This is a genomic window from Caulobacter hibisci (genome assembly GCF_016135805.1).
Classification (GTDB): Bacteria; Pseudomonadota; Alphaproteobacteria; order Caulobacterales; family Caulobacteraceae; genus Caulobacter; species Caulobacter hibisci.
On sequence record NZ_JADWOX010000016.1, the window covers coordinates 54,813 to 81,284 of the forward strand.

General features: G+C 70.8%; 22 protein-coding genes and 1 pseudogene. 16 read left to right on the forward strand and 7 right to left on the reverse strand.

Annotation, left to right across the window (positions count from 1 at the left end; translation table 11 throughout):
* Positions 1 to 95: 95 nt before the first annotated feature.
* Positions 96 to 2,456: a beta-L-arabinofuranosidase domain-containing protein gene (locus tag I4Q42_RS19505; RefSeq protein WP_198577761.1), complete on the reverse strand. Its 2,361-nt coding sequence runs from the start codon at positions 2,454 to 2,456 to the stop codon at positions 96 to 98.
* A gap of 269 nt (positions 2,457 to 2,725) precedes the next feature.
* On the opposite strand from I4Q42_RS19505, the gene I4Q42_RS19510 reads away from it, so the two are divergent.
* Positions 2,726 to 4,099, forward strand: coding sequence for a glycoside hydrolase family 27 protein (locus tag I4Q42_RS19510; RefSeq protein WP_232793298.1), 1,374 nt, complete (start codon positions 2,726 to 2,728; stop codon positions 4,097 to 4,099).
* A gap of 63 nt (positions 4,100 to 4,162) precedes the next feature.
* Positions 4,163 to 4,300 carry a hypothetical protein gene (locus I4Q42_RS19515; RefSeq protein WP_198577763.1) on the forward strand — a complete coding sequence of 46 codons (138 nt, stop codon included), beginning with the start codon at positions 4,163 to 4,165 and terminating at the stop codon, positions 4,298 to 4,300.
* A gap of 63 nt (positions 4,301 to 4,363) precedes the next feature.
* On the opposite strand, the gene I4Q42_RS19520 is transcribed toward I4Q42_RS19515, so the two are convergent.
* Positions 4,364 to 5,014 carry an outer membrane protein gene (locus I4Q42_RS19520; RefSeq protein WP_198577764.1) on the reverse strand — a complete coding sequence of 217 codons (651 nt, stop codon included), beginning with the start codon at positions 5,012 to 5,014 and terminating at the stop codon, positions 4,364 to 4,366.
* A gap of 270 nt (positions 5,015 to 5,284) precedes the next feature.
* Here I4Q42_RS19520 and I4Q42_RS19525 point away from each other — a divergent pair, with 270 nt between their 5' ends.
* From I4Q42_RS19525 to I4Q42_RS19575, 11 genes and pseudogenes are all read left to right on the forward strand, one after another.
* Entirely contained in the window at positions 5,285 to 7,534 is a 2,250-nt protein-coding gene (locus I4Q42_RS19525) for an ATP-binding protein (protein WP_332873116.1), read from the forward strand.
* 71 nt (positions 7,535 to 7,605) lie between these two features.
* The gene (locus I4Q42_RS19530; RefSeq protein ID WP_332873117.1) at positions 7,606 to 9,696 is read left to right on the forward strand and encodes an ATP-binding protein; all 2,091 of its coding nucleotides are present in this window, start codon (positions 7,606 to 7,608) and stop codon (positions 9,694 to 9,696) included.
* Positions 9,697 to 9,811: 115 nt separating this feature from the next.
* Complete coding sequence (locus I4Q42_RS19535) at positions 9,812 to 11,386, forward strand: S8 family serine peptidase (RefSeq protein ID WP_198577765.1); 1,575 nt, start codon at positions 9,812 to 9,814, stop codon at positions 11,384 to 11,386.
* A gap of 259 nt (positions 11,387 to 11,645) precedes the next feature.
* Positions 11,646 to 13,721 carry an ATP-binding protein gene (locus I4Q42_RS19540; RefSeq protein ID WP_198577766.1) on the forward strand — a complete coding sequence of 692 codons (2,076 nt, stop codon included), beginning with the start codon at positions 11,646 to 11,648 and terminating at the stop codon, positions 13,719 to 13,721.
* An 88-nt stretch (positions 13,722 to 13,809) separates the two neighbouring features.
* Positions 13,810 to 14,055 (forward strand): hypothetical protein, encoded by a 246-nt coding sequence (locus I4Q42_RS19545; RefSeq protein WP_198577767.1) that lies wholly within the window; start codon positions 13,810 to 13,812, stop codon positions 14,053 to 14,055.
* Between the two features lie 100 nt (positions 14,056 to 14,155).
* Complete coding sequence (locus I4Q42_RS19550) at positions 14,156 to 15,136, forward strand: ABC transporter substrate-binding protein (RefSeq protein WP_198577768.1); 981 nt, start codon at positions 14,156 to 14,158, stop codon at positions 15,134 to 15,136.
* A 151-nt stretch (positions 15,137 to 15,287) separates the two neighbouring features.
* Positions 15,288 to 16,016 carry an ABC transporter ATP-binding protein gene (locus I4Q42_RS19555; protein ID WP_198577769.1) on the forward strand — a complete coding sequence of 243 codons (729 nt, stop codon included), beginning with the start codon at positions 15,288 to 15,290 and terminating at the stop codon, positions 16,014 to 16,016.
* 154 nt (positions 16,017 to 16,170) lie between these two features.
* Entirely contained in the window at positions 16,171 to 16,929 is a 759-nt protein-coding gene (locus I4Q42_RS19560) for an ABC transporter permease (protein ID WP_198577770.1), read from the forward strand.
* Between the two features lie 187 nt (positions 16,930 to 17,116).
* Positions 17,117 to 17,421, forward strand: a pseudogene (locus I4Q42_RS19565) (DUF559 domain-containing protein).
* A gap of 236 nt (positions 17,422 to 17,657) precedes the next feature.
* Entirely contained in the window at positions 17,658 to 18,548 is an 891-nt protein-coding gene (locus I4Q42_RS19570) for a hypothetical protein (protein WP_198577771.1), read from the forward strand.
* Positions 18,548 to 19,639, forward strand: coding sequence for a DUF2336 domain-containing protein (locus tag I4Q42_RS19575; RefSeq protein ID WP_198577772.1), 1,092 nt, complete (start codon positions 18,548 to 18,550; stop codon positions 19,637 to 19,639). Before I4Q42_RS19570 ends, I4Q42_RS19575 begins: the two co-directional genes overlap by 1 nt.
* Before the next feature lie 437 nt (positions 19,640 to 20,076).
* Here I4Q42_RS19575 and I4Q42_RS19580 read toward each other — a convergent pair whose 3' ends face one another.
* Positions 20,077 to 20,838 (reverse strand): phosphatase PAP2 family protein, encoded by a 762-nt coding sequence (locus tag I4Q42_RS19580; RefSeq protein ID WP_198577773.1) that lies wholly within the window; start codon positions 20,836 to 20,838, stop codon positions 20,077 to 20,079.
* 162 nt (positions 20,839 to 21,000) lie between these two features.
* Between I4Q42_RS19580 and I4Q42_RS19585 the strand changes: the two genes are divergently transcribed.
* Entirely contained in the window at positions 21,001 to 21,384 is a 384-nt protein-coding gene (locus tag I4Q42_RS19585) for an RcnB family protein (RefSeq protein WP_198577774.1), read from the forward strand.
* A gap of 285 nt (positions 21,385 to 21,669) precedes the next feature.
* Positions 21,670 to 22,677, forward strand: coding sequence for a cobaltochelatase subunit CobS (cobS, locus tag I4Q42_RS19590; RefSeq protein ID WP_198577775.1), 1,008 nt, complete (start codon positions 21,670 to 21,672; stop codon positions 22,675 to 22,677).
* A gap of 84 nt (positions 22,678 to 22,761) precedes the next feature.
* On the opposite strand, the gene I4Q42_RS19595 is transcribed toward cobS, so the two are convergent.
* The 4 genes from I4Q42_RS19595 to I4Q42_RS19610 all read right to left on the reverse strand — a co-directional run bounded on the left by I4Q42_RS19595 (position 22,762) and on the right by I4Q42_RS19610 (position 25,815).
* Positions 22,762 to 24,060 carry a M56 family metallopeptidase gene (locus I4Q42_RS19595; protein ID WP_198577776.1) on the reverse strand — a complete coding sequence of 433 codons (1,299 nt, stop codon included), beginning with the start codon at positions 24,058 to 24,060 and terminating at the stop codon, positions 22,762 to 22,764.
* Complete coding sequence (locus I4Q42_RS19600; RefSeq protein WP_198577777.1) at positions 24,057 to 24,434, reverse strand: BlaI/MecI/CopY family transcriptional regulator; 378 nt, start codon at positions 24,432 to 24,434, stop codon at positions 24,057 to 24,059. The genes I4Q42_RS19595 and I4Q42_RS19600 overlap by 4 nt, the downstream gene beginning before the upstream one ends.
* A gap of 82 nt (positions 24,435 to 24,516) precedes the next feature.
* A complete protein-coding gene (locus tag I4Q42_RS19605) occupies positions 24,517 to 24,756 on the reverse strand; it encodes a hypothetical protein (protein WP_198577778.1) in 240 nt (79 codons plus the stop codon).
* A gap of 165 nt (positions 24,757 to 24,921) precedes the next feature.
* Positions 24,922 to 25,815: a LysR family transcriptional regulator gene (locus I4Q42_RS19610; protein WP_198577779.1), complete on the reverse strand. Its 894-nt coding sequence runs from the start codon at positions 25,813 to 25,815 to the stop codon at positions 24,922 to 24,924.
* A gap of 85 nt (positions 25,816 to 25,900) precedes the next feature.
* Between I4Q42_RS19610 and I4Q42_RS19615 the strand changes: the two genes are divergently transcribed.
* Positions 25,901 to 26,404 carry an SRPBCC domain-containing protein gene (locus I4Q42_RS19615; protein WP_198577780.1) on the forward strand — a complete coding sequence of 168 codons (504 nt, stop codon included), beginning with the start codon at positions 25,901 to 25,903 and terminating at the stop codon, positions 26,402 to 26,404.
* Positions 26,405 to 26,472: the final 68 nt, after the last annotated feature.

Here is a 26,472-nt window from a genome sequence, read left to right on the forward strand (position 1 = left end):
TCGGCTTGGACCCCCGCCTTCGCGGGGGTGCTCGGAGGAGGGGGGAACGGCGATCATTATCGCTAACACCCAGTCCCCTGGGTCCCGGCTCTTCGCTACGCTTCGGCCGGGATGACGGACTTGGAAGTTGCCGCCATCACCCGGGCCTCATAGATCAGCACCGGCTTGTCGCCGGCCTCCAGCCGCACCCGCGCCGGACCCGTTCCCGCCGGCAGCGGCACGTCCACCGCGAAGAAGCCGTCGCGGCGGGTCGTCGGGGTCTCGAAGCTGCCGACCGCCACGCCATCGACCAGCACCCGCGCCGACTGGCCCACATCCTGGCCCCAATGGACCAGTTGCAGCACCAGCGGCCCGGGGCGGCGCTTGAGGGTCATTTCCAGCCAGCCGCCGGGCGACAGCTTGCGGCCGCTGCGGCCGTTGAGCTGGATGATCTCGCCGCCGCCGGCGGTCACCGCGTGGTCGACCTCGGGCTGCTGCTCGCCGAGATAGACGGTGTCGACCGTGCGGGCGACGGTGTCGATCCGGGTGCGCTCGGCGGCCAGATAGGCCGGCCCCTCCGCCGTCCAGCGGGCCCTGGTGAAGGTCGGGACGTAGACGGCCGTACGCTCCGTGTAGAGATTGAAGAACGGGCCAAAGACCACCGCCTCGCCCTGGGCGGTGCGCGCGGCATAGGTGTGGTCCAGCGCGCCGACCTTGCGCAGCAGGCCGGCGGCGGGACCGTCGCCGACCAGGGCCGGGGCGGCGCGCTCGAACGGCCGGTCGGCCGCGCCGACGCTGGCGGCCAGCACCAGCGGGCCGGAGACGAAGGCCACCAGGTTGGGATCATCCGGCGTCGGTTCGGCCCGCAGCTCCATCGGCAGGGAGAGGTCGATGCGGTCGCCGGCCTTCCAGCGGCGCTTGAGGCGAGCATAGCCGTCGGCGCCGCGCACCCCGGCGGGCTTGCCGTTGACGCTGACCAGCGGACGGGCGCTCCAGGCCGGCAAGCGCACGGCGATCTCGCGCTCGCCCTGCGGGGCGCGGGTGATTGCCAGGCTGACCTTGCCGTCGGCCGGATAGCGGGTGTCGAGGTCGATGGCGAAATCGCCGTCCGGCAGGTCGAGCGTCGAGGGGATGAAGAGGTTCAGGTACAGCGTCTCGCCGCCCTTCCACCAGACGCTGTCGGCGTGCTTGGCGTGGCTCTCCATGCCCGAGCCGACACAGCACCAGAAGCTGTCCTCGTAGGTCGAATAGCTGCGCCGTCCGCCCGCCGCCATCGGCATGAAATAGACGAACCGGCCGTCGGCGGGGTTCTGGTGGGCCATGATGTGGTTGAGCTGGGCGCGCTCGTAATAGTCGAACAGGGCGCCGTCAGGCTTCCAGCTCCAGAGATGCCGGGTCAGCTTCAGCATGTTGTAGCTGTTGCAGGCCTCGCAGGTGGTCTCGGCCATGTGGCGGGCGATCTGGCCGGGCTTGCCGAAGTGCTCGCGGTCGCTGTTGCCGCCGATGACGTAGCTGTGGTCGCGGGTCACGGCGGTGTGGAAGAAGCGCGCGGCGGTCGCCTCGGCCGGATCGCCGCCGACCTCGTAGAGACGGGCGAGACCGATGACCTTGGGGATCTGGGTGTTGGCGTGCAGGCCGGCCAGCTCGTCGCGCTGGGCGGCGATCGGGTCGAGCACGGCCTTGTGGCGCAGGCGGCGGGCGATCTTCAGCCAGCGCTGATCACCGGTCAGGGCGTAGGTCTGCGCATAGGCCTCGTTGAGCCCGCCGTGCTCGGTGACGAGGATCTGCTGCACCTGGTCGTCGCTGAGGCCCTCGATGATGGTGGCGAAATAGCCGGCCAGGCCCGTGGCGACGTCGAGGGCGCCCGGCGTGGCGGCCAGGCTGTGGGCGTCGAGCAGGCCGGCATGGACCTTGTGCCAGGTATAGATCGGCACCCAGCCGTCGTTGAGGCTGAAGCGCGAGGACCGGATGTCGCCCCGCCGCAGTTCCTCGAACACCTGCTTGCCGCCGACCGGATCGGCCTGGCCCCAGCGGGTGGTCCCGCCGACATAGCCGTCGCCATGGGCGGCCTGGACGCGGGCCAGTTCGGCGACGGTGTAGGCCAGGCGGGCGCGCAGTTCGGGGTCGCCGGTATTGGCCACCTGCAGCGAGCAGGCGGTCAGGTAGTGGCCCAGGGTGTGGCCGGCGATGCTCTGGGCCTCCCAGCCGCCATAGACCGGGGCCTTCGGCGGCAGGCCCGCGCCCTGGTGGAAGTTGTGCAGCAGTCGGTCGGGCGACAGCGAGACGAGATAGGCGCGGTTGGCGGCCTGGGCGCGGCTGAAGATCGACGGCTTCAGGGTCACGTGGCGGGCGGGCACGGGCGTGGCGACCACGCGGCCGGCCTCGGAAGGGGGCGTCGCGGCGGCGGCGGGTCCGGCTAGGGCCAGGGCGCTGGTGGCCAGCAGGAAGGCGCGGCGGCTCGTCTGGTGCGGGTCCATGCGTTCTTCCCCAGGGTATTGTCTGACTATTGAGCGTTACAGAGCATAGGGAGCGGAGGGGCTCAAGAGCGTCGCGCTCATCTCGCTCCGACCTCCCCCGCGAAGGCGGGGGCCCAAGCTGAATTTCAGAAGGGAGCGAGGCCGCGGGCGACTCCGACCTCGGCTTGGATCCCCGCCTTCGCGGAGAGGCTCGGTGAAAGGGAGCGGGGACCTTGCCTATCCGCTCTTATTGTCTGACAAGAAACCCAACGACATATGGGAGGATGCGCTTGACCCAGGACCTGCACCGCCGCGGCCTGCTGGCCGCCGGACTGATGGCCGGCGCGGCCGCTTCCGCCACCGCCACCACCACCGCCGAGGCGGCAAAACCGGCCAAGAGCGCCAAGCCCGCCCTCCTCGCCCCGCGCCCGCCGATGGGCTGGAACAGCTGGAACAGCTTCGCCACCACCATCACCGAGGCCCAGTCGTTGGAGACGGCGCGGATCATGGCCGCCAGGCTGCTGCCGTTCGGCTATGACGTCTTCACCGTCGACATCCAGTGGTACGAGCCGCAGGCCTCCAGCTACGAGTACAACCGCGATCCGCAGCCGGCCATGGACGGCCACGGGCGGCTGCTGCCGGCCCCCAATCGCTTTCCGTCCAGCGCCGGCGGCAGGGGCTTCAAGCCGCTGGCCGACCAGGTCCACGCGCTCGGCCTGAAGTTCGGGGTGCACCTGATGCGCGGCATCCCGCGCGCGGCGGTGAAGGCCAACCTGCCGGTGCTGGGAACCAAGGTCCGCGCCGCCGACATCGCCGACACCGCCAGCACCTGCACCTGGAACCCGGACATGTACGGCGTCGACATGAGCCGTCCGGGCGCCCAGGCCTATTACGACAGCGTCTTCCGGCTGCTGGCCAGCTGGGGCGTCGACTTCGTCAAGATGGACGACATGAGCCGCCCCTACGACGCCCACGCCCCGGAGATCGAGGCCGCGCACAAGGCGATCGCGGCCTCGGGGCGGCCGATGATCCTGTCGCTGTCGCCGGGCGAGACGCCGGTGGCTCGCGCCGACCACGTGCGCCGCCACGCCCAGATGTGGCGGATCTCCGACGACTTCTGGGACGAGTGGCACATGCTCGAGGCCCAGTTCACCCGGCTGGAGAACTGGAACGAACACCGCGTCCCCGGCGGCTGGCCCGACGCCGACATGCTGCCGCTGGGCCGCCTGGCGCTGGGCAAGCGCGACAGCAAGTTCACCCCCGACGAGCAGCGCACCCTGATGACCCTGTGGGCCGTCGCCCGCTCGCCGCTGATCATGGGCGGCGACCTGCGCCACCTGGACGAGCCGACGCTCAGCCTGCTGACCAACCGCGCGGTACTGGCCGTCAACCAGGCCAGCACGGCCAACCAGCCGCACTTCGTCGAGGATGGCACGCGGATCTGGTCGGCGCGGCCGGAGGGATCGCCCCAGGCGCGCTACCTCGCCCTCTTCAACACCACCGAGAAGCCCAAGCTCGTCGGCCTGCCGCTTCGCGACCTGGGGCTTTCGGGCGCGGTCTCGGCGCGCGACCTGTGGAGCGGCGCGGACCTGGGCCGGGTGTCGGGTCGGGTCGAACAGACCCTGCCGCCGCATGGCGCCGCGCTGCTCAGATTGGGGGCCTAGGGAAAAGCGGAGCCGATCGGGCCGCCGGAGCGTTCGTCTGTCCCCAACAGTCAGGATGCCCCCATGGAACCCTCGAACGGCCCCAAGCCCCCCAAGCGCAAGCGCATCAAGGTTCTCGGCTTGGTGACGGCCGTGATCGCGATCGTCGCCGTGGCGATGTTCATCGGCGTCAACGCCCACTACGCGGCGCTGACCCACTAGGATGAATGAAAAAAGGGCGCGCCGGAGGCCCGGCGCGCCCTTCGTTCGTCAGGTCGGTCCGGCTCAGAAGCCGAAGCGCACGCCCACCAGGCCGCCGGCGCTCGACAGGTCGAAGTCCGACTTGGTCTCGCTGAAGCCGTTGCTGACCTTCACCTTGACCGGGCCGACGCGCTGGAAGCGGCCTTCGGCGAACAGCGACACCGTGGGCGAGACCGCCCAGCTGGCGCCGGCGATGGCTTGCAGGCTGAGGGCGTCGCCGCGGTCGTCGAGCAGGCCGTCGTCGATCTTCACCGAGGCCACGCCGATGCCGGCGCCCAGATAGGGCTTCACCGGTCCCGAGACCGGGAAGTCGTAATAGGCGTTGATGTCGAGGGTAACGGTCTGGGCTTTGTCGCCGCCCAGGGTGTAGGTGTAGGGCGGAATGCGAACGGTCGAGTCCAGCTTCTGGTTGCGATAGCCCACGGCCAGCTCGGCGCGCCAGTTGGCGCCGACGGTCGCGCCCCAGGCCACGACGCCCTGGGCGCCGGCGTCGAGGTCGGCGGTCACAGAGCCGCCCGTGAAGTCATAGTCGTAGTCCGACTTGCCGATGACGCCGCCGGCGACCGAGATGTACTGGCTGCGTGCGGCCGAGGCCTTGGCGGGCTTGGCGTCCTGGGCCGAGGCGGCGCCGGCGAAGGCCAGGGCGGCCACGGCGGTGGTGATAAACAAACGCATGAAGAGACTATCCCCGAGAATTACGCTCCCTGGTTGGGCGGGGTCGGCGATAGGGGCTACGTGCGGTCGAGTAAACCGAGCCCTGGTCAAGCTTGACGGTTTCTCGCCCACCTATTGCACAACTGCAACATTTAGAGACGTAATATTCGCCTGACGGGCGATTTGCGCTTCCGCAACGTCAGCGCACTTAACGAAAAACCGATATTTCAGCGGCATGGTGCCGCTGACCGCGTCCGGACCCATCCAGCTCCGGGCGCGTTGGGGAACATCGTGGGGACCGACCGCCTCGACATCGCGATCGATCGCTCTGGCGCGCCTGACAGGAACGCGCCTGGCGGGGTCGCGTCTGGCAGGGTCGCGTCTGGCGGGCGCACGCCTGGCGAGGACACGCGCCACGAGGATCCACGTCCGGGCGGCTGGCGCCGCTGGCGGCGGCCCGTCGGGCTGACGGCCGCCTATCTGGCCTCGATGGCCTACAGCCTGTTCCTGACCGGCGCGGCCCAGGAAATCGCCACCATCTGGACGGCCAACGCCGTCGTCATCGCCGGGCTGATGACCCTGGACCGGCGTCGGGGCCTGGTGCTGCTGGCGGTGTGCACGGTGCTGCACCTGTTCCTCAGCCTGGCCACCAGCAACAATCACGCCTTCGCCGTGGCCGTCACCGGATTGGACGCGGTGCAGATCGCCGCCACGGCCGCCGCCCTGCGGCTGCTGCGGCTGCCTGGACGGGTACGCAGCATGCGCGGCCTGCTGGTGCTGACCCTGGTGTCGGCGGTGTTCACGGCGGCCACCTCGATCGGCGTCAACGGCCTGGCCTCCCTGGCCGAAGGCGGCGGCTTCTGGACCGGCTGGAGCGGCTGGACCACCAGCAACGTCCTGGGCGTGGCCGTGGCCCTGCCCACCTGCCTGATCCTGCTCGACCGCCGTCACGCCGAGGCCTTCCCGGTGCGCGGCTGGATCGAGCCCGCCGTCGGCATGGCGGCGATCGGCGTGATCTCGTGGCTGGTGTTCTCCGGACCGCCGCAGCTGCGGGTGCTGGTGTTCGCGCCGGTGCTGCTGGCCGCCTTCCGGGGCGGACCCCGCGCGGCGGCCCTGGCGGTGATGATGGCCCTGGCCGCGGCCATCCCCGCATCCCTGGCCATCGTGGGCCTGGATCCGCAGCGGGCCAACGGACCGATGCGCGACCTGCTGGTGTTCCACGTCGTGCTCCATGCGGTGGCCATGGCCGCGGCCCTGGCGCTCGGCCGTCAGGCCAGGCTGTCGGCCCTGCTGGTGCGCCGCCAGGCGGCCGCTCGCGCCGCCCAGGCCCGCGCCCAGGCCGCCAACGCCGCCAAGTCGGAGTTCCTGGCCACGATCAGCCACGAGATCCGCACCCCGCTGAACAGCATCCTCGGCTTCACCGGCCTGGTGGCCGAGGACGCCGAGCTTTCGCCCGAGAACCGCCGCCGCCTCGACCTGGTCGGCCGCGCCGGCCGCTCGCTGGCCGAGATCGTCAATGACCTGCTCGACTTCGCCAAGGTCGAAGCCGGCCGCCTGGAGCTGACCCTGGAACCCGCCTCCCCCGCAGCCCTGCTGCGCGACGCCGCCGCGATCATCGCCCCCGAAGCGCAAGCCAAGGGATTGAGCGTGACCGTCTCCGTGGAATCGCTGGGCGGCCAGGACCCGGAAGGCCTGTTCTCGCTGGACGAGACGCGCCTGCGCCAGGTGCTGCTGAACCTGCTCAACAACGCGGTGAAGTTCACCACCCAGGGCCAGGTCGCCGCCCGGCTGGTGGTCGGTCCCGAGGTCGGCGTCCTGCGGTTCTCGGTGGTCGACACCGGCATCGGCATCGCGCCCGACGTGCAGGCCCGGCTCTTCCAACGGTTCAGCCAGGCCGACAGCTCGATCAGCCGCGCCTATGGCGGCACCGGCCTGGGGCTGGCGATCAGCAAGGCGCTGGTCGGCGGCATGGGCGGGACGATCTGGGTCGAGAGCGCCCTGGGCGCGGGCGCGGCCTTCCACATCGCCCTGACCGCCGCGCCGGCCGTCCCGGTCGAGGCCGCCGACGAGGACGCCCCGACGCCGTCCGCGGCCCGGGTGCTGCTGGTCGACGACCATCCGATGAACCGCGAGCTGGGCGACGCCCTGCTGACCCTTGCCGGCTGCCAGGTGTTCACCGCCGAGGACGGCTTCCAGGCCGTCGAGGCCGCCCGCACCGGCAGCTTCGACCTGATCCTGATGGACGTGCACATGCCGGGCATGGACGGCCTGGCCGCCGCCCGCGCCATCCGCGCCCTCGACGGGCCGGCCGCCGCCACCCCGATCCTGGCGCTCAGCGCCGACGTCCTGCCCGAGCAGGTGGCCCGCTGCCGCGCCGCCGGCATGGACGGCCACGTGGCCAAGCCGATCCGCCGCGAGGAGCTGCTGGCCGCCGTGGCCCAGGCCCTGGCCGAGGGTCCCGATCGCCTGGCGCAAGAGGCCGAAAGTCGCGACTCAACGCCGCAGAACCCCCCCGTACACGGAAAAAGTGCTGTCCCTTAACCCTTTTTCCGGCTCTCCGTGATGGGTGAAGGTTCCGGCCGCCAGTCGCGCCGGAGGGGGAAGTCGGGGACGTGACCTTAAGAGTCGAACGAGCACGCGACAGCGCCTCCGAAGGCTTGGGGCGTTGGGGGCTGCTGGCGGGTCTCGCCGCGGCCTTCGTGATCTCGTTCGCGTTCAGCGACCTCCTGACCCGCGACTCCAACGGCATGCCGTCGCTGTGGCCGATGAACGCCATACTGGCGGCCTCGATGCTGCACCTCTCGGGCGTCCAGCGCCGGATCATGGTGCTGATCGCCCTGGCCACCAACGCCGTCGTCCATCACCTGGCTGGCGATCCGTGGCTGGTCATCGTCATCTACGCCAGCTGCGACATGGCCGAGAGCCTGGGCGCGGCGGCCCTGACCCGCCGCCTGCGCGGCCCTCGCGCCTCGATCCGCAGCGTCCGCCAGGCCCTGGTGTTGGTGGCCTGCATGCTGCCCATCACCCTGATGGCGGCGGCGGTGGGCGCGGCCCTGACCGCGCCGATGGTCGGCGCCGACGTCGCCACCTTCTTCGCCGGCTGGGCCTCGGCCAACGGCATGGGCATGATCATCACCCTGCCCGCGGCCCTGATCATCCTCGACCGCACGCCGGACGCGGCCTTCCGCCGGCCCCTGCCGATCCGCCTGGCCCTCTACGGCCTGGTGGCGGCGATCACGGCCTTCTCGTTCCTGAAGACCAGGACGCCGATGCCGTTCCTGATCTTCCCCGCGGCCATGCTGGCGGCCTTCCAGCTGGGCCCGCGCGGCGCGGCCTGGAGCGCGATGATCGTCATCGCCATCACCGCGCCCATGACCATCGGCGGCGAGGCCGTGGCCCGGATCGCGCCGCGCTGGGCCGAGGTCGACCGCATCCGCATGGTCCAGGCCTTCGTCACCACCATCTTCTTCACCTGCCTGGCCGCGGCCCTGTCGCTGTCCAAGGAGGCCCGGCTCAAGAGCCTGATGGCCCGCCGCAGCGCCGCCGCCCGCGCCGCCCGGGCCCGCGCCCAGGCCGCCGGCCGCGCCCGCACCGACTTCCTGGCGACCATGAGCCACGAGATCCGCACGCCGCTCAACAGCGTGCTGGGCTTCGCCAACCTGCTGGCCGAGACCGAGGACGGGCTCAGCCCCGCCGGTCGCCGCAAGCTGGAGCTGATCGCCCAGGCCGGCGGCTCGCTGGCCACCATCGTCGACGACATCCTCGACTTCTCGCGGCTGGAGGCCGGCCGCGTCGAGCTGCGGCCCGAGGCCGTGGATCCGGCCGCCCTGCTAGCCGACGCCGCCTCGATCATCGCCCTGGACGCCCAGACCAAGGGGCTGTCGCTGGGGGTCGAGGCCGACCTGCCGGACGGCCTGGACTACGCCCTCGACCCGGCCCGCCTGCGCCAGGTGCTGCTGAACCTGCTCAACAACGCGGTGAAGTTCACCGCCGGCGGATCGGTGCGGGCCACTGTCTCGCTGGAGGCCCCTTATCCCGGCGGCCCCGAGCGCCTGCGCTTCACCGTCACCGACACCGGCATCGGCATCGCCCCCGAGGTGCAGAGCCGCCTGTTCCAGCGCTTCTCCCAGGCCGACGGCTCGATCAGCCGGGCGTTCGGCGGGGCCGGACTGGGCCTGGCGATCAGCAAGACCCTGGTCACCCGCATGGGCGGCGAGATCGGCGTCGACAGCGCTCTGGGCCAAGGCGCCACCTTCTGGTTCACCGTGCCGGCCGAGCCGGTCTGCGCCGCCGACGCCGACGCCGCCCCGCAGGAAGCCGTCGCCCGGGTGCTGCTGGTCGACGACCACCCGATGAACCGCGAGCTGGGCGCGGCCATGCTGATCCTGGCCGGCTGCGCCGTCGAGACCGCCGAGGACGGCGACGAGGCCGTGCGCATCGCCGCCGACGGCGGCTTCGACGTCATCCTGATGGACATCCACATGCCGCGCATGGACGGCCTGGCCGCCGCCCGCGCCATCAAGGCCCTGGACGGCCCCGCCGCCCTGGCCCCGATCATCGCCCTGTCGGCCGACGTCATGCCCCAGCAGATCGAGCGCTGCCGCCAGGCCGGCATGGTCGACCACGTCGCCAAGCCCATCCAACGCGACGTCCTGATCGCCACCCTCAACCGCTGGATCGGCGCGGAGACGGCGGCGGCCTGAGGGGCGGGGGCTAGAGCGACTACGGAAACACTCCTAAAGGTTGATTAAACGCCCATTTTGCGTAACATGGTTATGCGAAAGCCGACGGAGTGGTCGGTGAGCCGGGGGGCTGAAGATGACGCAGACGCTGTTGAGGTTGGGAGGACAGACCGTCGCCTTCACCAAGAGCGAAGATCTGATCGCCGTGCGCCCTAGCGCCGGCATGGCGGAGGCAGCGACCCGCGCCCTCCACGATATCGCTCCGGAAGCCATATCCGGCGAGACCCTGGGCGGGTTCCAGATCGTCAAGGTCGACGGCGGCGCTCCCGGCAGCGACGAGAAACTAGACCTGCTGCGCGCAGACTCCGCCATGGCCAAGGGCACGCACGTTTTCCATACCTCGGACGACGGCGTCCCGTTCGTGCCGACAGGCGTGATCTTCATCGCCTTCAATGCCGGAGTGACGCAGGCTCAGCAGGAGGCGGTGCTGGACAGCGGGCGCCTGCAGGTGATTTCCGCGCCGCGGGACCGCGAGATTCTCGCCCGCGTGACCACGCTGTCCCCCAATCCGCTGAAGGTCGCCGAACTGCTTCAGCAGTCGCCGCACATCGAGGTCTGCGAGCCTGAGTTCGCCACGCCAGCGGCGCGAGCCAGCTTCAATCCGCCGTCGGGCGGCATGCTCGCCGACCAGTGGCACCTTCGCAACGTCGGCCAGCACCGGGGCGCCACCCTCGGCTTCCTAACCGGCGCCGATGCGCGGGTCATCGCCGCCTGGAACACCGCCCAGACGATCGGTTCAAGCTCCGCGATCATCGCGGTCATCGACGACGGCTTCGACCTGACCCACCCCGATCTTTCGGCGGTCGGCAAGATCGTCCATCCATGGGACTTCACGCGCAGGACGGCGGATCCTTCCCCCGACCTGGAGGAAGGCGACTGGCACGGAACGGCGTGCGCGGGCGTCGCCCTCGCACAGGCCAAGACGTCCGGCGTCTATGGCGCCGCTCCAGGGGCTACCCTCATGCCCGTACGCTGGGGCAATGAGATTTCGGACTCCCAACTCGAAGCCTGGTTCGACTATGTCGCGTCCAAGGGGGCGTGGGTCGTCAGTTGCAGCTGGAAGGCCAGGGCAAGCGTCTTCAGGCTCTCTACGCGCGTGCAAAGGGCGATCTCCCGCTGCGCCAGCGAGGGTCGCGACAACAAGGGATGCGTCATTCTGTTCGCCGCCGGCAACGACGACCAGAACATCAACGATCCCATGGGCGCCACCGTGAACGGTTTCGCGATTCACCCAGATGTCATAGCGGTCGCCGCCTCGAACAGCAGAGACGAGAAGTCCGACTATTCGAACTTCGGCGCAGAAATCTCGATATGCGCGCCCTCAAGCGGTAGGGGCGGTTGGGGCATCCTCACCTGCGACGTGACCGGTTCGCGCACGCTAGGAGGCGTGGTTCGGCCCTCCGGCTACGCGGATGGAGACTACACGCTGGAATTCGGCGGCACCTCCAGCGCCACGCCCTTGGCGGCCGGCGTCTGCGCACTGGTGCTATCGGTCAATCCGAGCCTAACCGCCGCCGCCGTCAAGGCTCTGCTGGAAAGGACCGCGCGGAAGATCGGCGGCCTTGGCGCAGGCCAACGAAACGAAGCCTTCGGCCACGGGTGCGTTGATGCCGATGCCGCCGTGACCGCCGCCCTCGCCTCACGCCCCTAGCGAACGGCTCCCGAAGGCGCGCCGACTTAGGCCGACGCGTTCCGCGATAAAGGCCCGCCCCTGCGGTCGTCTGCGGACGACCGCAGGGCAAGAGCATATTTTTCAACAGCTTGACGCCCTAAAAGGGCACCCCAGCGCCCATTTGTCGGATATCCGACACCACCAAAGACCATTGCGGCATAGCGTCACAGCGGCTATTGGCGCCGAAACTGAAACCGTTGTTCGGCGTAAGTCTTTCCGTCTGGGGTACGGGAACAAGATGACGCGAAGCGCCGCCTTACAGGAGACACGGCGACAGACCGCGCTGCTGCTGGTCGTGGCCGCGGCGTTCGTCGTCACGCAGCTGTTCAGCGACGGCCTGACCCGCGGTCCGAACGGCATCGCCGCCCTATGGCCCTGCACCGCCCTGCTGGCCGTCGGCCTGATGGCCCTGGGTCCGCCGCGCCGGCTGATCCTTACCGTGATCGTCGGCGTCGCCCACTTCTGCATCTGCCTGGCGCTGGGCGACGGCCTGGACCGGGCGCTGATCTTCACCGCCGTCAACCTGGCCGAGGCCTGGGGCGCGCGCGAGGCCGTGCGGCGGGCCTTCGGCGGGCCGCCCCGGGTACGGACCATGCGCCACCTGGCGCTGCTGGCGACGGTGATCGCGCCGGTGGTGGCGGTCACCGCCGCGATCGCCGCCGGCCTGCTGGCGGCCCTGGACGGTACGCCGTTCCTGGCGGTGTGGCGCGACTGGTTCGTCAGCGGCGCCCTGGGCATGGCCCTGATCGTGCCGGCCGTGCTGGTGCTGATCGATTCCGAGCACCGGCGGGCCTTCCACCGTTCGGCCTTCGAGCGGGCCGGCCTGTTCCTGCTGATGATCCTGCTGACGGCGGCGGTGTTCCACGACACCCGCGCGCCCCTGCCCTTCGTGCTGTTCCCGGCCGCCATGCTGTGCGCCTTCCGGCTGGGCCCGCGCGGGGCGGCCGAAGCGGCCCTGACCATCGCCGTCGTCTCCCTGCCGATGGGGATCTGGAACATCTGGCAGGGCCGACTGCTGGAGCCCTGGAACCCGCCGCAGATGACGCGGCTGATCCAGTGCTTCGTCACGGTGGTGTTCGTCACCGCCCTGGCCGCGGGCCTGGCCCTGGCGCAGCAGGAGCGGCTGCGGCGCCTGCTGGTGCGACGCGAGCTTCTGACCCGCGCCGCGCGCGCCCGGGCCCTGGCCGCCGCCGAGGCCAAGACCGAGTTCCTGGCCACGATGAGCCACGAGATCCGCACGCCGCTGAACAGCATCCTCGGCTTTGCCCAGCTGCTGGCCAGCCGCGAGGACCTGCCGGCCGACGCCCATCGCCAGGTCGGCATGATCGACACCGCCGGCGGCGCCCTGCTGACCGTGGTCAGCGACATCCTCGACGTGTCGCGGGTGGATTCCGGCCAGGTCGAGCTGCTGATGCAGCCGGCCTCGGCCGAGGCGGTGCTGCACGACGCGGTCGGGATCGTGCGCCCCGAGGCCGAGGGCAAGAACCTGACGGTCGAGATCGACGTCATCGACCCGGTCGGCGGCCTGCACGACCTGGACGCCCTGCGCCTGCGCCAGGTGCTGCTGAACCTGCTCAACAATGCGGTGAAGTTCACCGAGCGCGGCAAGATCGTCGCCCGGCTGATCGTCGAGCCCGGCGAGGTCGAGGACCGCCTGCGCTTCGAGGTCATCGACACCGGGGTGGGCGTGCCGATCGAGGACCAGGCTCGCCTCTTCCAGCGCTTCGTCCAGCTCGACAGCGGCGCGACCCGCGCCTATGGCGGCGCCGGGCTGGGGCTGGCGATCAGCAAGTCGCTGGTCGAGCTGATGGGCGGCCGCATCGGGGCCGACAGCGCGCCGGGCCACGGCTCGTGCTTCTGGCTGGAACTGCCGGCCGCCGAGGCCGAGCCCCTGGCCGCGCCCGAGGTCGAGGAGGTCGCCCGCGATCCCCGCGCCGCGCGCATCCTGCTGGTCGACGACCACCCGATGAACCGCGAGATCGGGGTCGGCCTGCTGCGCCTGGCCGGCTGCCATGTCGAGACCGCCGAGAACGGCCGCCAGGCCCTGGCGGCGGCCGCGCGCGGCCAGTTCGACATCATCCTGATGGACATCCACATGCCCGAGATGGACGGCCTGGCCGCCACCCGGGCCATCCGGGGCCTCGACGGCCCGGCCGGCAAGGTCCCCATCATCGCCATGAGCGCCGACGCCCTGCCCCAGCAGGTGGAACGCTGCTTCGCCGCCGGCATGGTCGACCACATCGCCAAGCCCGTGCAGCGCGAGGTGCTGTACGCCAAGGTCGGGCGGTGGCTGGAGGCCGCTACCGAAGGTTGACGACGGCCAAACTCTGCTGTTGGCATGGGCGCGGCGAGACGCTGCGGGAACGACCCGTCGCGGACACCGCCCCCCTCAGGATGGCGCCGTGCTTTTCTCTGTTCTGGTGATCGCGCTCGTCCATGCCGGCATCTACGGCCGACGGGCGTTCGGCGGGCCGGCCTCGCTGCTGACCGACCTCGGCTATCTGTGCGTCACCGCCAGCCTGGCGGCGGGCGCCGCCCTGGTCTGGATGGGCGTCAGCGTCGCCGTCGGACTGACCGCCTCGCTCACGGGCGTCATCCTGTCGGCGATCGTCATCGCCCTGGGCCACGAACGAACGCACCGCGGATGACCGCGGCCGCGAGCCTCCCGCCAAAAGGGGAATGACAGGCTTTGCGTGCGGGATCGCCGCCGCTAACCTCCGCGCCGCATCGTATCGGGGGATCCGCCACATGACCTTTTCGCGCCGCGCCGTGACCGCCGCCGGCCTCGCCGCGTTCGCGTCGGCCTGTTCCCCCGCCAAGCAGGACGCCGCGCCCGGGCTGACCAAGCTGAAGCTGGCCACCGACTGGCGGGCCCAGGCGGAGCTGGGCGGCTACTACCAGGCGGTGGCGACGGGGGAGTTCGCCAAGCGCGGGCTGGACGTCACCGTCGTCCAGGGCGGTCCGGGCGTGAACGTGCCGCAGCTGCTGGCCACCGGGGCGGTCGACATCGGGGTCGGCTCCAACAGCTTCATCGTGCTGAACCTGGCCAAGGAGGGCGTGCCGGTCAAAGCCGTCGCCGCCTACATGGACAAGGACCCGCAGGTGCTGATCGCCCACGCCGGCGCGGGCGTGAACAGCATCGCCGACATGAAGGGCAAGCCGATCCTGCTGTCGGACGCTTCTGTCACGGCCTTCTGGGTGTGGCTGAAGGCCAAGCACGGCTTCACCGACGCCCAGGTGCGCAAGTACAACTACTCGGTCGCCCCGTTCCTGGCCGACAAGAGCCTGATCCAGCAGGGCTATGCGACCTCGGAGCCCTATCTGATCGAGCAGGCGGGCGGGGAGAAGCCGGCGGTGTTCCTGCTGGCCGACGACGGCTATCCGGCCTACGCCAGCTTCGCCCTGGTGAGCGACGCGATGATCGCCCAGAAGCCGGCCCAGGTGCAGGCGATCAGCGACGCCCTGGCGGCCGGCTGGAACAGCTATCTCTACGGCGACGCCAAGCCGGGCGACGCCCTGATCCTCAAGGACAACCCCGAAATGACCCAGGCCCTGCTCGACCAGGCCCGGGACAAGATGCGGTCCTACGGCATCGTGCCCAAGGACGGCATCGGCGCGATGACCGACGCCCGGTGGGCGGAGTTCTTCAAGGTGGCGGCCGACCAGGGGGTCTACGACAAGGGCCTGGAATACAAGCGGGCGTATAGCCTGGCGTTCCTGCCGAAGTGAGCGGGGCCGAGCACAGCGCCCTTCCCCCTCGATGGGGGAAGGGTCGGGGATGGGGGTGGCGCGGCGGTCCGACCGGACGCGGCGTGGGTTCCTTCATGCTCAGCAGCCACCCCCACCCCTGCCCCTCCCCCATCCGCCAACGGGAGGGGAAATGATCGCTTCTCTCCATCAGGTCGAGGTCGACTACCCGCGCGGCCGCGCCCTGGGGCCGGTCGACTTGGCGCTTTCCGCCGGCGAGGTGGTGGCGCTGGTCGGGCCGTCGGGGTGTGGGAAGTCGACGGCGCTGCGGCTGCTGGCCGGGCTGGAACAACCGACGCGGGGGACCGTGACCCGGGCGGCCGGCAAGGGCGAGACCTCGGTGGTGTTCCAGGCGCCGACCCTGGCGCCGTGGATGAGCGCGGCGGCCAATGTCGCGTTGCCGCTGGAGCTGGCCGGGGTTCCGGCGCGGGAGGCGCGGGAACGGGCGCGCGCGGCCCTGGCCCAGGTCGGCCTCGACGGGGCGCAGGACGCCCGGCCGGCCCAGCTGTCGGGCGGCATGGCCATGCGGGCCTCGCTGGCGCGGGCGCTGGTCACCCGCCCGCGCCTGCTGCTGCTGGACGAGCCGTTCGCAGCCCTGGACGAGATCACCCGCCGCACCCTGGCCGACGACGTGCTGGCCCTGTGCGCGGACCTGTCGCCGGCCGTGGTGTTCGTCACCCACAATGTCGAGGAGGCCGTCTACATGGCCGGCCGCGTGGTGGTGCTGACGCCGGGACCCGGCGTGGTGGCCGGCGAGGTGCGCGTGGACGGGCCGCTGGTGCGGCCGGCGGGGTTTCGGACGACCGCTCAGTTCCGCGAGACGGTGGAGGCCGTGTCCGCGCTGCTGGAGGCCGGCCGTTGACCCTCGCTTTTTCTCCGAGCATCCCCGCGAAGGCGGGGATCCAAGCAGGTGTTCAGGACGGCCTGCGGACGTGGGGACGCGCGTCGGACTCGGCTTGGGTCCCCGCCTTCGCGGGGAAGATCGGCTTTTGGGTTGAAGATCGGGGCGTCAAGGCATGACCCGCCTCCTCGCCCCGGTCCTGTTCGTGACCTTCCTGCTCGCCGCCTGGGAAGCCGCCTGCCGCGCCCTGCACGTGCCCGCCTACCTGCTGCCGGCCCCGAGCGCTGTCGCCCAGGCCCTGGTCGAGGCCGGGCCGCTGCTGGCGTCGAGCGCCTGGGGGACGCTGTCGACGGCGCTGGCGGGGTTGGTTCTGGCCGCCCTCGTCGCCCTGGCCATCGCCTTCGCCGCCGCCCTGCGGCCGGTGGTCGAAGACGCCTTCGCGCCCGTGGCGGCCATCCTGCAAGTAACGCCGGTGATCGCCATCGCGCCGCTGGTGACCATCTGGGCCGGCATCGACCATCCGGGCCGGGCGGTCACCGCCCTGGCCGCCGTGATCGCCTTTTTCCCGATCTATTCAGGGGCCGTGGCCGGGCTGAAGGCCGCCGATCCGGACCTGTCGCGCCTGTTCGACCTCTATGGCGCCACGCCCTGGCAGCGCCTTGTCCGCCTGCGCCTGCCCTCGGCCCTGCCGGCCCTGCTGGAGGGGCTGAAGGTGGCGGCGGGCCTGGCCCTGGTCGGCGCGGTGGCGGCCGAGTTCGTGGCCGGCTCGGGCTCGAGTCAGGGCTTGGCCTGGCGGATGCTGGAAAGCTTCAACCGCCTGCAGACCGCCCGCGGCTTCGCGGCCCTGGCGGTGCTGGCGCTGATGGGGGTGGCGGTGCACGCGGCCCTGGCGGGCGCCGAGCGGCGGCTGCTGGCCTGGTGGCGGGGGCGGTAGATCCTCACGTCCCTGAGCTGACGAGCAGAGCGACGGGTGTGGGTGGGTAGACCACACCAACCCTCTCTCTTAGAGAGAGGGAGGGGCCCGCCGCGAAGCGGTGGGAGGGTGAGTGGTTTCGCCGTTCACCGGGAAACCCCTATTTCTATGATTGCGAGCGCTGGAAGGCCGTGCCCAGGCTTTGGTCATGGACCGGACAGCCTACGCCCGCCGCCTTCGCCAGAACCAGACCTTGGCGGAAAAGAAGCTCTGGGCTCTCATCCGTAACCGCCGCCTCGCCGGCTTCAAGTTCATGCGGCAGATTGCGATCGACCGCTATTTCGCGGACTTCATCTGCGACATGACGGCCGCGAAGACTACGACGACCGTCGCACCGACACGTTGGAGCGGCTCGGATACGTGGTCTTGAGATTCCACAACGATCGTGTCCTGGCCGACCCTGGCGGAACAGCCGACGACATTCTGGCCGCGCTCCGATCGGCCAGACCGTAACCACTCACCCTCCCACCGCCTGCGGCGGCGGGCCCCTCCCTCTCTCTAAGAGAGAGGGGCGTCTTCGTTGCTCCGTCCGCTCAAGGTCGAAAGCGGACATTCGGGTCGCACCGTATTCGACGCCCTCCTATCCCCGTCCAAAAGGTCGCACACCCGACCTTCGGACGCATCGTTAGGCGGCAGTTAAGCCTGTCCAGCTAAGGATTCGAACCGGGAGAAACCCTTTCCGGACCGGCATGCGCCTCGCTCTGCCCCTGTTGCTGATCGCCAGCGTCGCCCTTCCGGCGCGCGCCGACGATGTGCGCGAGAGCCGCTATGGGCCGCGCAGCCAGCGGGTCGAGGCGGCCGCCCGGTCGACCTATACCGGTCCGATGCTGAGCTGGGCCGGCAAGGTCGCCGCGCCGGCGCCCGAGAGCGCGCCGGTTTTCCAGCCCCAGCAGGCGCCTCGGGCGCAGGCCGCCCGCACCGCGCCCGCGCCACAAGCCTACCCCCAGGCCGCGCCCCAAACCGCCCCCCAAACCGCCCCATGGGCGCGTGACGCCGTCTCGGCGCCGCCCCAACGGCCGGCCGCCGCGCCCTGGGCCCGTGACGCCGTTCCGGCGCCCGCCGCCTATGTCCCGCCGCCCGCGCCGGCGCGCCAGCCGGTCCAGGCCGCCCTGCCCACCAGTCTCTACAGCCCGCCCGTCGCCTCGGCCGCGATCGCGCCCGCCGCCGTCGCCGCGCCCGCCGCGCGCAAGCCGTGGAACGAAAGGACCGAGCTGGCCGGCGGCCCGCCCGTCGCCGTTCCCACGCCCGTTCCGACGCCGGCGGCCCCGCCCGTCCAGAAGGTCGTCCAGGCGGCCGCCGCCCCGCCGGTCTACGCCAACGCCCGCGCCTCGGGGAGCCTGGCGCCGCGCACCTATTCGGTCGGGCGGCAGTTCGGCCTGACGCCGGACCGCATCGCCGCCCCCGGACCGCCCAACACCGTGCTGATGGCCGTGGATCCGGCCGCCCAGGCCACCGCCCCCGCCGACCTGAGCGACGGGCCCGACCACGGCTCGGCCGACTGGCTGGCCCAGGCCGCGCGCGAGGCCGGCCGCGACGCGCCCGCCAAGAAGAAGACCCCCGCCGAGGAGAGCGACCTCTGATGCTGCAATCGCGGCTGCATGACCTGATCGCCCTCGCCGACGAGCCGTCCAGCACGCGCCGGCGCGAGCTGCTGCGCGGGGTAACCGACCTGTTCTTCACCACCGAGGGCCACGGGGCCGTCGAGCTGGGCCTGTTCGACGACGTCATGGGCCAGCTGGCCGGCGAGATGGAAGAGGCCGTCCGCGTCGAGCTGGCCGAGCGCCTGGGCCAGTCGTCGGCCCCGCCGCCGGCCCTGACCCGCAACCTCGCCAACGACAGCATCGCCGTGGCCCGCCCGATCCTGACCGGCGCGGCCCCGCTGTCGGACGCCGACCTGCTGCACGTGGCCCAGACGCAGGGGCAGGAGCACCTGCGGGCGATCTCGGCCCGGCCCAGCGTCTCGTCGGCGGTGTCCGACGCCATCGTCGCGCGCGGCGACGACGACACCCTGGGCGTCTTGATCCGCAACGAGGGCGCCCGGCTGTCGCGCGAGGCCCACGAGACCGTGGTCGACCGCGCCCAGGCCAATCCGGCCCTGCACGAGGCGGTGATCGACCGCCAGAACCTGCCGGCCGACCTGCTCAACGAGATGTATTTCGTCGCCGAGAGCCGGCTGCGCGACCGGATCATGGCCCGCAACGAGGCTCTGGACCCGGCGGTGCTGGAGGCGGCCCTGGCCGCCGGCCGCAACCGCCTGGCCACGCGCGACGGCGCCCTGCCGGCCGACTACGACGCGGCCATGACCGAACTCTCCAAGATCAAGGCTCGCGGCGGCGTCACGCCCCAGGCCCTGGCCGGCATGCTGCGCGCCAAGCACACGACCCTGTTCCTCGGGGCCCTGTCGGACATGGCCGAGATCGACTTCCACACCGCCCGCAAGATCCTCGAGCGCAAGGAGCTCGACGGCCTGGCCGTGGTCTGCAAGGCGGCCGACTTCGACCGCGCCCTGTTCCTGACCTTCGCCCTGCTGATCCTGGATCCGTCCGACGAGGTGATGGGCAAGGCCAAGGCCTATGGCGAACTCTACGCCGCCCTGCCGCGTGAGAGCGCCCTGCGGACGATCCGGTTCTGGCGCGTGCGGCGGACGACGGGAGCCGTGGCAGCGGCTTGAGGGAAGCCCGGCGATGGAAGAGCTTCTCCGGTTTATGGAATCCCGTTGGCCGGGCACTCTAGCCTTCTTCATATTGATGTGGGGGTTGGGCTGGTTAAGCGCTGTCGGACGCAAGACGCACAGGCCGCTCCTGCGGTCGGGTCTTCTGGCGTTTGCGCTTCTTCTCTATGCCCTCTGGGGCTGGTCTCGGACGCCGATATTCCTGGGAAATAAACTCGTCGCCGCCGCGGGCCTGTTTGCCTGGCTCATAGCGCTGCGCCTCCTACCGCAAGACGGTCCACGCAAGCGCGTCCAGCAACAATCCTTGCGGTTCCGCCGCCTCTAGCTCCTCCACCGTGAGGAGGACCGCGAAGCGGTGGAGGGGGCGGCGGCGCGCACGGTGCTCCGTCCCTTGCCCCCTTCGTCACGGCGCTGATAGCGGCGCGCCACCTCCCCCGCTAAAGCGAGGGAGGAGTTCGCTCGGCGACGTCTTGGGCCAGCGGCGATGCGAAGAACCGCCCCCAGCCCCACGCCGCCAGCCAGCAGGCCATGGCCCAGGCCGCGCCGACGCACCAGCCGGCCAGGACGTCGCTGGCCCAGTGGACGCCGAGATAGATCCGGCTGAGCCCCACCAGCACCGAGAAGAACACCGCAGCGCCAAGCGCCAGGGCCTTCAGCCGGCGTTTCTGGGCGAAGCGCGCGGCCAGGGCCCCGAGGGTCAGGAACACCACCGCCGACAGCATGGCGTGGCCCGAGGGGAAGCTTGGATTGGCGGCCTCGACGGCGCGGTAGACGAGGTCGGGACGCTCGCGCAGGAAGACGTGCTTGAGGCCCTGGCTGATCGCCACCCCGCCAGCCGCCCCGACCAGCACCACCAGGGCCTCGGCCCAGCGGCGCAGGCTGGCCAGGGCGAGCAGGGCCAGGATCACCAGCAGGGTCAGCACCGTGACCGAGCCCAGGGCGGTGACGTCGGCGGCGGCCGTGTGCAGCCATTCGGGCCCGACCAGCTGGTGCGGCTGTCCGGGCACGCGCAGGTGCTGCAGCACGGCCAGGTCGATGGCCCGGGTCTCACCCTCGACCACCTCGTCGGCGATGTTGAGGAAGGCCAGCAGGCCCAGGCCAGCCACCAGCAGGGCGGCCGTGGCGGCCAGTTCGCGCCGCGCCGCCTTCAGCAGCACGGGCAGGTCGCGGCGGGGGTCGAAACGAAGCGTCAGGGCCATGCGCACTCAACGCGCGAAATCGCCCGGCGACGCAACGCAAAGATCGCAGGTATTGCTACAATATTTCTTGAATGAAACATGAACCGTTCCTGATGTCCGCCGTTCATCACCAGTCCAAAACGACCTGTCTAAGGTGGGGACATCGAACGAAAGGACTACGCCATGAAACGTCTCATCATCACCGCCGTCGCCGCTTCGCTGCTGGCCGGGACCGCCCTGTCGGGGACCGCCATGGCCCAGCCGCGCCATGACGACCGCCAGGAACAGCGCGCCTATAACGAAGGCCGCCGCGACCAGGCCCGACAGGAACGCCGCGACGACCGTCGTGACGACCGCCGCGCCGAGCGCCGCGAGGACCGCCGCTGGGCCAAGGGCCAGCGCCTCGACAGCCGCTATCGCGCCGACAGCTACTACGTGAAGGACTACCGTCGTCACGGCCTGCGCCAGCCGCCCCGCGGCTACCGCTGGCAGCGCGTCAACGACCAGTACGTCCTGGCCGCCGTCGCCACCGGCCTGATCGCCTCGGTGATCATCGCCAGCCACTAAGGCGACCAGAGACTAACCAAGAGGGCGGCGGAGCAATCCGCCGCCTTTTTGCGTGCGCGAGGAACCTCCCCCCGTGGGGGAGGCGGCCGAAGGCCGGTGGGGGGACGGTTTCAGCCGCCGCGATCTTGGCCGCCCTCGCAATCCCTCCCCCACCCTCGCAATCCCTCCCCCCACCGATCGCTACGCGATCGCCTCCCCCACAGGGGGAGGTTCCTTGATCATCAAGCCTCTTCTTTCCGCAATTCCCCCTTCCCCTCCCCGGGGTCGAAGCGCTAATCGGAAAACATGCCCGAACTGACCGACAGCCACGCCGCCGATCCCCTGATCACCCTGGCCCCGGACAAGTGGGTCACCCTGCGAGACGCCTTCGGCGTGGACAGCGACATGAAGGTGCCCGCCTTCACGCACCGCGACAGCCACGTGCCGGAGATCGACAGCGCCTATCGCTTCGACCCGCAGACGACCAAGGCCATCTGCGCCGGCTTCGCCAAGGACCGCCGGGTGATGGTCCAGGGCTATCACGGCACCGGCAAGTCGACCCACATCGAGCAGATCGCCGCGCGGCTGAACTGGCCGCTGGTGCGGGTGAACCTCGACAGCCACGTCTCGCGGATCGACCTGGTCGGCAAGGACGCCATCGTCCTGAAGGAAGGCAAGCAGGTCACCGAATTCCGCGAAGGCATCCTGCCCTGGGCTCTGCAGCGCCCGATCGCCCTGGTGTTCGACGAATATGACGCGGGCCGTCCGGACGTGATGTTCGTCATCCAGCGCGTGCTCGAGGCCGGCGGCAAGCTGACCCTGCTCGACCAGAACCGGGTGATCCGCGCCAACCCCTATTTCCGTCTCTTTTCGACGACGAATACGATTGGCCTCGGCGACACCACCGGGCTCTATCACGGCACCCAGCAGATCAACCAAGGCCAGATGGACCGTTGGTCGATCGTCACCACGCTGAACTATCTGGAGCACGACGTCGAAGCCGCCATCGTGCTGGCCAAGAACCCGTCCTACGACACCACCGAGGGCAAGCGCACCCTGGCGGCCATGGTCCGCGTCGCCGACTTCACCCGCAACGCCTTCATGAACGGCGACATCTCGACCGTCATGAGCCCGCGCACGGTGATCACCTGGGCCCAGAACGCCGAGATCTTCGATGGCGACATCGGCCTGGCCTTCCGCCTGACCTTCCTCAACAAGTGCGACGAGCTGGAACGCCCGACCGTCGCCGAGTTCTTCCAGCGCGCCTTCGGCCAGGACCTGCCCGAAAGCGCCGCCCGGGTGAAGGTGGCCTAAGGCCTCTCCCCGTCCGAAAGAACGAAGGCGGCCCCCGCGAGGAGGCCGCCTTTTTCTTGGTCGCAAGTCCGGAGAGGCGTCGGGCTACCGCGTCTTCAGGTCCATCACCGTGCGGCCGTCCACGGTGGTCATCTCGACGCTCCTGACCGCGCCGGGCGGCAGGTCGCCGGGCTTGAAGCCCGCCGGCGCGGGCCGGCCGTCGAGCCGCAGGTCGACGCCGCCGACATCGCCCTTCACCTTCACGTCGCCGTTGTAGACCACCCGGCCGGGCTGATCGCGGAAGGTCTCGAGGCTGTCGGCCGAGATGTTCAGCGGCGCGGAAGCCGCGGCCTTGAACGGCAGGACGGGGGCGACGCCGACCGAGCGCTGGGCCTTGGCGTGGCGGGCCTCGTCGGCCATGGCGTTGGCTCCCAGGACGCCGCCGCCGACGGCCAGCAGGGTCAGGACCCCGATGAACAGGCGGCGGGCGCCCGAGATCGGGCCGGCGGGCGTCAGGATGGAGTCGAAGCGCATGGCGGCGGGGGTCCTTTCTCGACCGGTGAAGGCCGGTTGCAGGGAAGCGGTGGCCGCGGTCTGGCGCAGCACGTCCAGCAGGGCCTGGGCGTAGGCGCGGCGGGCCTCGGGCGGGGCCGAGCCGACGGCGATCTCGTCGCAGACCACCTCGCGGGCCGACAGCATCCGCCGGCGCAGCAGGATCGTCAGCGGCGACAGCCAGAACAGGCCCGCCAGCAGTTCCTCGACCGGCAGGCGCAGGTTGTCGCCGCGCGCCAGGTGGGCCAGCTCGTGGCGGCAGACCTGGATCAGGGTCTCGCGCGGCAGGGTCTCGACCAGGCCGGCCGGCAGCAGCACGGCCGGACGGCTGACGCCCGCCAGCAGCGGCTCGGCCAGGGCGGTCACGACCAGCACGCGCGGCGGCTTCAGGCCCATGGCCAGCGCCTCGACGGCGACGGCCTGGGCGAGGTCGGCGTCGGCGGGCCGGGCCGAGCGGGCGAGCGCGGCCAGCCGGCGGCGCGACAGCAGCCAGGCCCCGCCCCGGAACAGCAGGCCGGCCAGCGACACGGCCAGCAGCCCCCGGGCGATCCAGACGCCCTGCGCGGTCCAGTAGCGCGGCCGTTCGGCGGCGGTCAGGCCGTACTCTGTCAGGTCCACCGACAGGGGCGGCGGCAGGATCACCTGCCGCGGCTCGGGCAGCGGGATCGCCGCCCCGGCCAGGGTGGCGGCCAGCACGGCGGCCGGCAGCAGGAAGGCCAGGCCCCAGGCCAGGGCCCGAACGCGCGGCGCCGGGGTCAGCCCCTCGACGCTCCAGCCGAGCAGCAGGCCCAGCAGGCCGACGGGAAAGGCGGCGGCGAGGCCGAAGCCGAAGGCGGCCAGCAGCGGGCTCATGGGCGGTTCTCCTCTTCGTCCTTGGCGGCCAGCAGGGCTTCCAGCTCGGCCAGCTCGGCGCTGTCGAGCAGCTGGCTGCCCGAGAAGGCCGAGGCCGGCAGCGGGCCGTCGATGTCGAGCAGGCCGCGCAGGCGCTTGAGCACCCCGCCGATCACCGCCACCTTGGCCTTGCGCGGCCGATAGACCGCCAGGCCGTGCACGGCGTCTCGGTCGAGCAGGTCCTTGGCCACCATGCGCTCCAGCACGGTGCGGGTGGTCGAGGCGCTCCAGCCCAGCGGGTCGGCGATGGCCGCCTGGACCTCGCGCACGCTCATCGCGCCCCGTCGCCAGAAGGCCTTCATGACCTCCAGTTCCAGTTCGGAAGGATCGCCCATGCCGCTCGCCTCGCTACATCGTTAGCGATGACGCTACATTTGTCGCGCGACCGACGTCAAGCCGTCTGCGGAGAAGATTTCCCTAGGCGCCGGCCGGCCGGTCCAGCACGTCCCGGACGATCGCGCCGCACTGGCCGCAGGCGATGGCGGTGTCGAGGCCGGTCTGGCCGTGGTGCTTGATGACGAAGCCCGGAGTGACGACGTCGACGCGGAAGCCGTAGGGCTTTTCCACCGGATCGTCCCACTCGGAAACGTCGATCCGGCCGTGGACGCCGCAGTCGTCGCACTTGACGTTCCAGGACCAGAAGTCGCGTTCGACCATGGCCGTCCTCCCCCGGAGGCCGCACATGCCCCCTCGAAGAACGACGATATCAGAAACTGCGATTTCGCTTGGTCAGCTACCCGACAGAACGGCTCTTCAATGCGTCGCCCCCTCGAAACTGTCCGCCGGCTGAGCGCAGCCTGAGCGCTGGGCAGGCGAAAGGCGTCAGGTCCCGGCGACCTCGAACAGCAGGGCCCGCGCCCAGCGGCGGCCCGGATCGCGGTGGGTGCGGTCGTGCCAGGCGGCGGTCTTGGTGAAGCCGGGAATGGCCACCGGCGGGTCGGCGAACACCAGCCCAGGCGCCTCGGCCAGCAGCCGCCGGGGGGCCACGGCGACCAGGTCGGTCGTGCGCAACAGCTTCAGCAGGATCAGGAAACTGGTCACCGACAGCGCCACCCGCCGCTTGCGACCGACCTTGGCCAGGGCCGCGTCGGTCACCCCGAAGAACGGCTCGCCCGAATAGGAGACCAGGGCGTGGTCCAGCGCGCAGAAACGGTCCAGCGACAGTTCCCCCGCGTCCGGATGGTCGGCGCGCAGGGCGCAGACATAGGTCTCGTCGAACAGGGCGCGGGCATGCAGTTCGGGCGGCGTGGTCTGCGGCGTCATGAAGGCGATGTCGACCTCGCCGCGCTCGAGCTGGGACAGCACGCGGGCGTCGTCCAGCGGCTTGACCGCGACCACCAGGCCGGGGGCGCGATGGCGAAGCTGGGCCATGAACGGGGCGACGATGGCCTCCAGCGCATAGTCGGTGGCCGCCAGGGTCAGGGTGAAGGACGCGGTGGCCGGATCGAAGGCGGCCGGGGTCAGCAGGGCCTCGACCCCGGCCAGCACCTCGCGCACCGGACTGGCCAGGGCCAGGGCCCGCTCGGTCGGGGTCACGCCCCGGCGGGCGCGGACGAACAGGGGGTCGTCGAAGGCCTCGCGCAGCCGCGCCAGCATGCCGCTGACGGCCGGCTGGGTCAGGCCCAGGCGCTCGGCGGCGGCGGTGACGCTGCGAGTGTCGAGCAGGGCGTCCAGGGCCTTGAGCAGGTTGAGGTCGAGCGTCTTGATATCGCGCATCGTGATGGATCCGATATCGAATGGCGATTGGCGTTATGGCTTGGTAGGGCGCATTCGAAGGCTCGTCCACACCGAGGTTTCCCCCATGCACGCCATCCTCTGGCCCGAAGGCTATCTGCCCGGGACCACCGACAACTTCGTCTCCAACGAGATCATCGTCCCCGGCCTGTCCGCCGCCCAGGTCTGGCCGCTGCTGGCCGCCGCCACCGCCTGGCCGACCTATTACGAGAACGCCGCCGACATCGTCTTCCACGATGGTCCGGGCCCGGAGCTTTCCGCCGGCGCGCGGTTCCGCTTCACCACCTTCGGCTTTCTCGTGGAGGGAAAGGTCGTGGAGTTCGTTCCCCCGCAGGACGGCCAACCGGCCCGCATCGCCTGGCATGGCTGGGTCGAGGGCGAGGATCGCCTCGACGTCCACCACGCCTGGCTGATCGAGGACCTGGACGGCGGCCGCGTGCGGATCCTGACCCAGGAAACCCAGAACGGCGCTCCCGCGCTGGAGCTGGCGGCGACCCTGCCCAACCCGATGCTGAACGCCCACCAGGCGTGGCTCGACGGGCTGGCGAAGGCGGCTTTGGCGGGTGCATAGCCAACCATGATCCCCCGTCATTCCCGCCACAAGGGCGGGAATGACGGGCCTTTAGGAACGACCTGTGC

Excerpts from the sequence above, each read along its gene's own strand:
- I4Q42_RS19585 (WP_198577774.1), top strand. The coding sequence starts at position 21,001 with ATGAAACGTCTCATCATCACCGCCGTCGCCGCTTCGCTGCTGGCCGGG.
- I4Q42_RS19540 (WP_198577766.1), top strand. The coding sequence starts at position 11,646 with ATGACGCGAAGCGCCGCCTTACAGGAGACACGGCGACAGACCGCGCTG.
- I4Q42_RS19515 (WP_198577763.1), top strand. The coding sequence starts at position 4,163 with ATGGAACCCTCGAACGGCCCCAAGCCCCCCAAGCGCAAGCGCATCAAG.
- I4Q42_RS19615 (WP_198577780.1), top strand. The coding sequence starts at position 25,901 with ATGCACGCCATCCTCTGGCCCGAAGGCTATCTGCCCGGGACCACCGAC.
- I4Q42_RS19570 (WP_198577771.1), top strand. The coding sequence starts at position 17,658 with ATGCGCCTCGCTCTGCCCCTGTTGCTGATCGCCAGCGTCGCCCTTCCG.
- I4Q42_RS19550 (WP_198577768.1), top strand. The coding sequence starts at position 14,156 with ATGACCTTTTCGCGCCGCGCCGTGACCGCCGCCGGCCTCGCCGCGTTC.
- cobS (WP_198577775.1), top strand. The coding sequence starts at position 21,670 with ATGCCCGAACTGACCGACAGCCACGCCGCCGATCCCCTGATCACCCTG.
- I4Q42_RS19520 (WP_198577764.1), bottom strand. The coding sequence starts at position 5,014 with ATGCGTTTGTTTATCACCACCGCCGTGGCCGCCCTGGCCTTCGCCGGC.
- I4Q42_RS19575 (WP_198577772.1), top strand. The coding sequence starts at position 18,548 with ATGCTGCAATCGCGGCTGCATGACCTGATCGCCCTCGCCGACGAGCCG.
- I4Q42_RS19555 (WP_198577769.1), top strand. The coding sequence starts at position 15,288 with ATGATCGCTTCTCTCCATCAGGTCGAGGTCGACTACCCGCGCGGCCGC.
- I4Q42_RS19610 (WP_198577779.1), bottom strand. The coding sequence starts at position 25,815 with ATGCGCGATATCAAGACGCTCGACCTCAACCTGCTCAAGGCCCTGGAC.
- I4Q42_RS19595 (WP_198577776.1), bottom strand. The coding sequence starts at position 24,060 with ATGAGCCCGCTGCTGGCCGCCTTCGGCTTCGGCCTCGCCGCCGCCTTT.
- I4Q42_RS19535 (WP_198577765.1), top strand. The coding sequence starts at position 9,812 with ATGACGCAGACGCTGTTGAGGTTGGGAGGACAGACCGTCGCCTTCACC.
- I4Q42_RS19580 (WP_198577773.1), bottom strand. The coding sequence starts at position 20,838 with ATGGCCCTGACGCTTCGTTTCGACCCCCGCCGCGACCTGCCCGTGCTG.
- I4Q42_RS19600 (WP_198577777.1), bottom strand. The coding sequence starts at position 24,434 with ATGGGCGATCCTTCCGAACTGGAACTGGAGGTCATGAAGGCCTTCTGG.
- I4Q42_RS19605 (WP_198577778.1), bottom strand. The coding sequence starts at position 24,756 with ATGGTCGAACGCGACTTCTGGTCCTGGAACGTCAAGTGCGACGACTGC.
- I4Q42_RS19560 (WP_198577770.1), top strand. The coding sequence starts at position 16,171 with ATGACCCGCCTCCTCGCCCCGGTCCTGTTCGTGACCTTCCTGCTCGCC.
- I4Q42_RS19505 (WP_198577761.1), bottom strand. The coding sequence starts at position 2,456 with ATGGACCCGCACCAGACGAGCCGCCGCGCCTTCCTGCTGGCCACCAGC.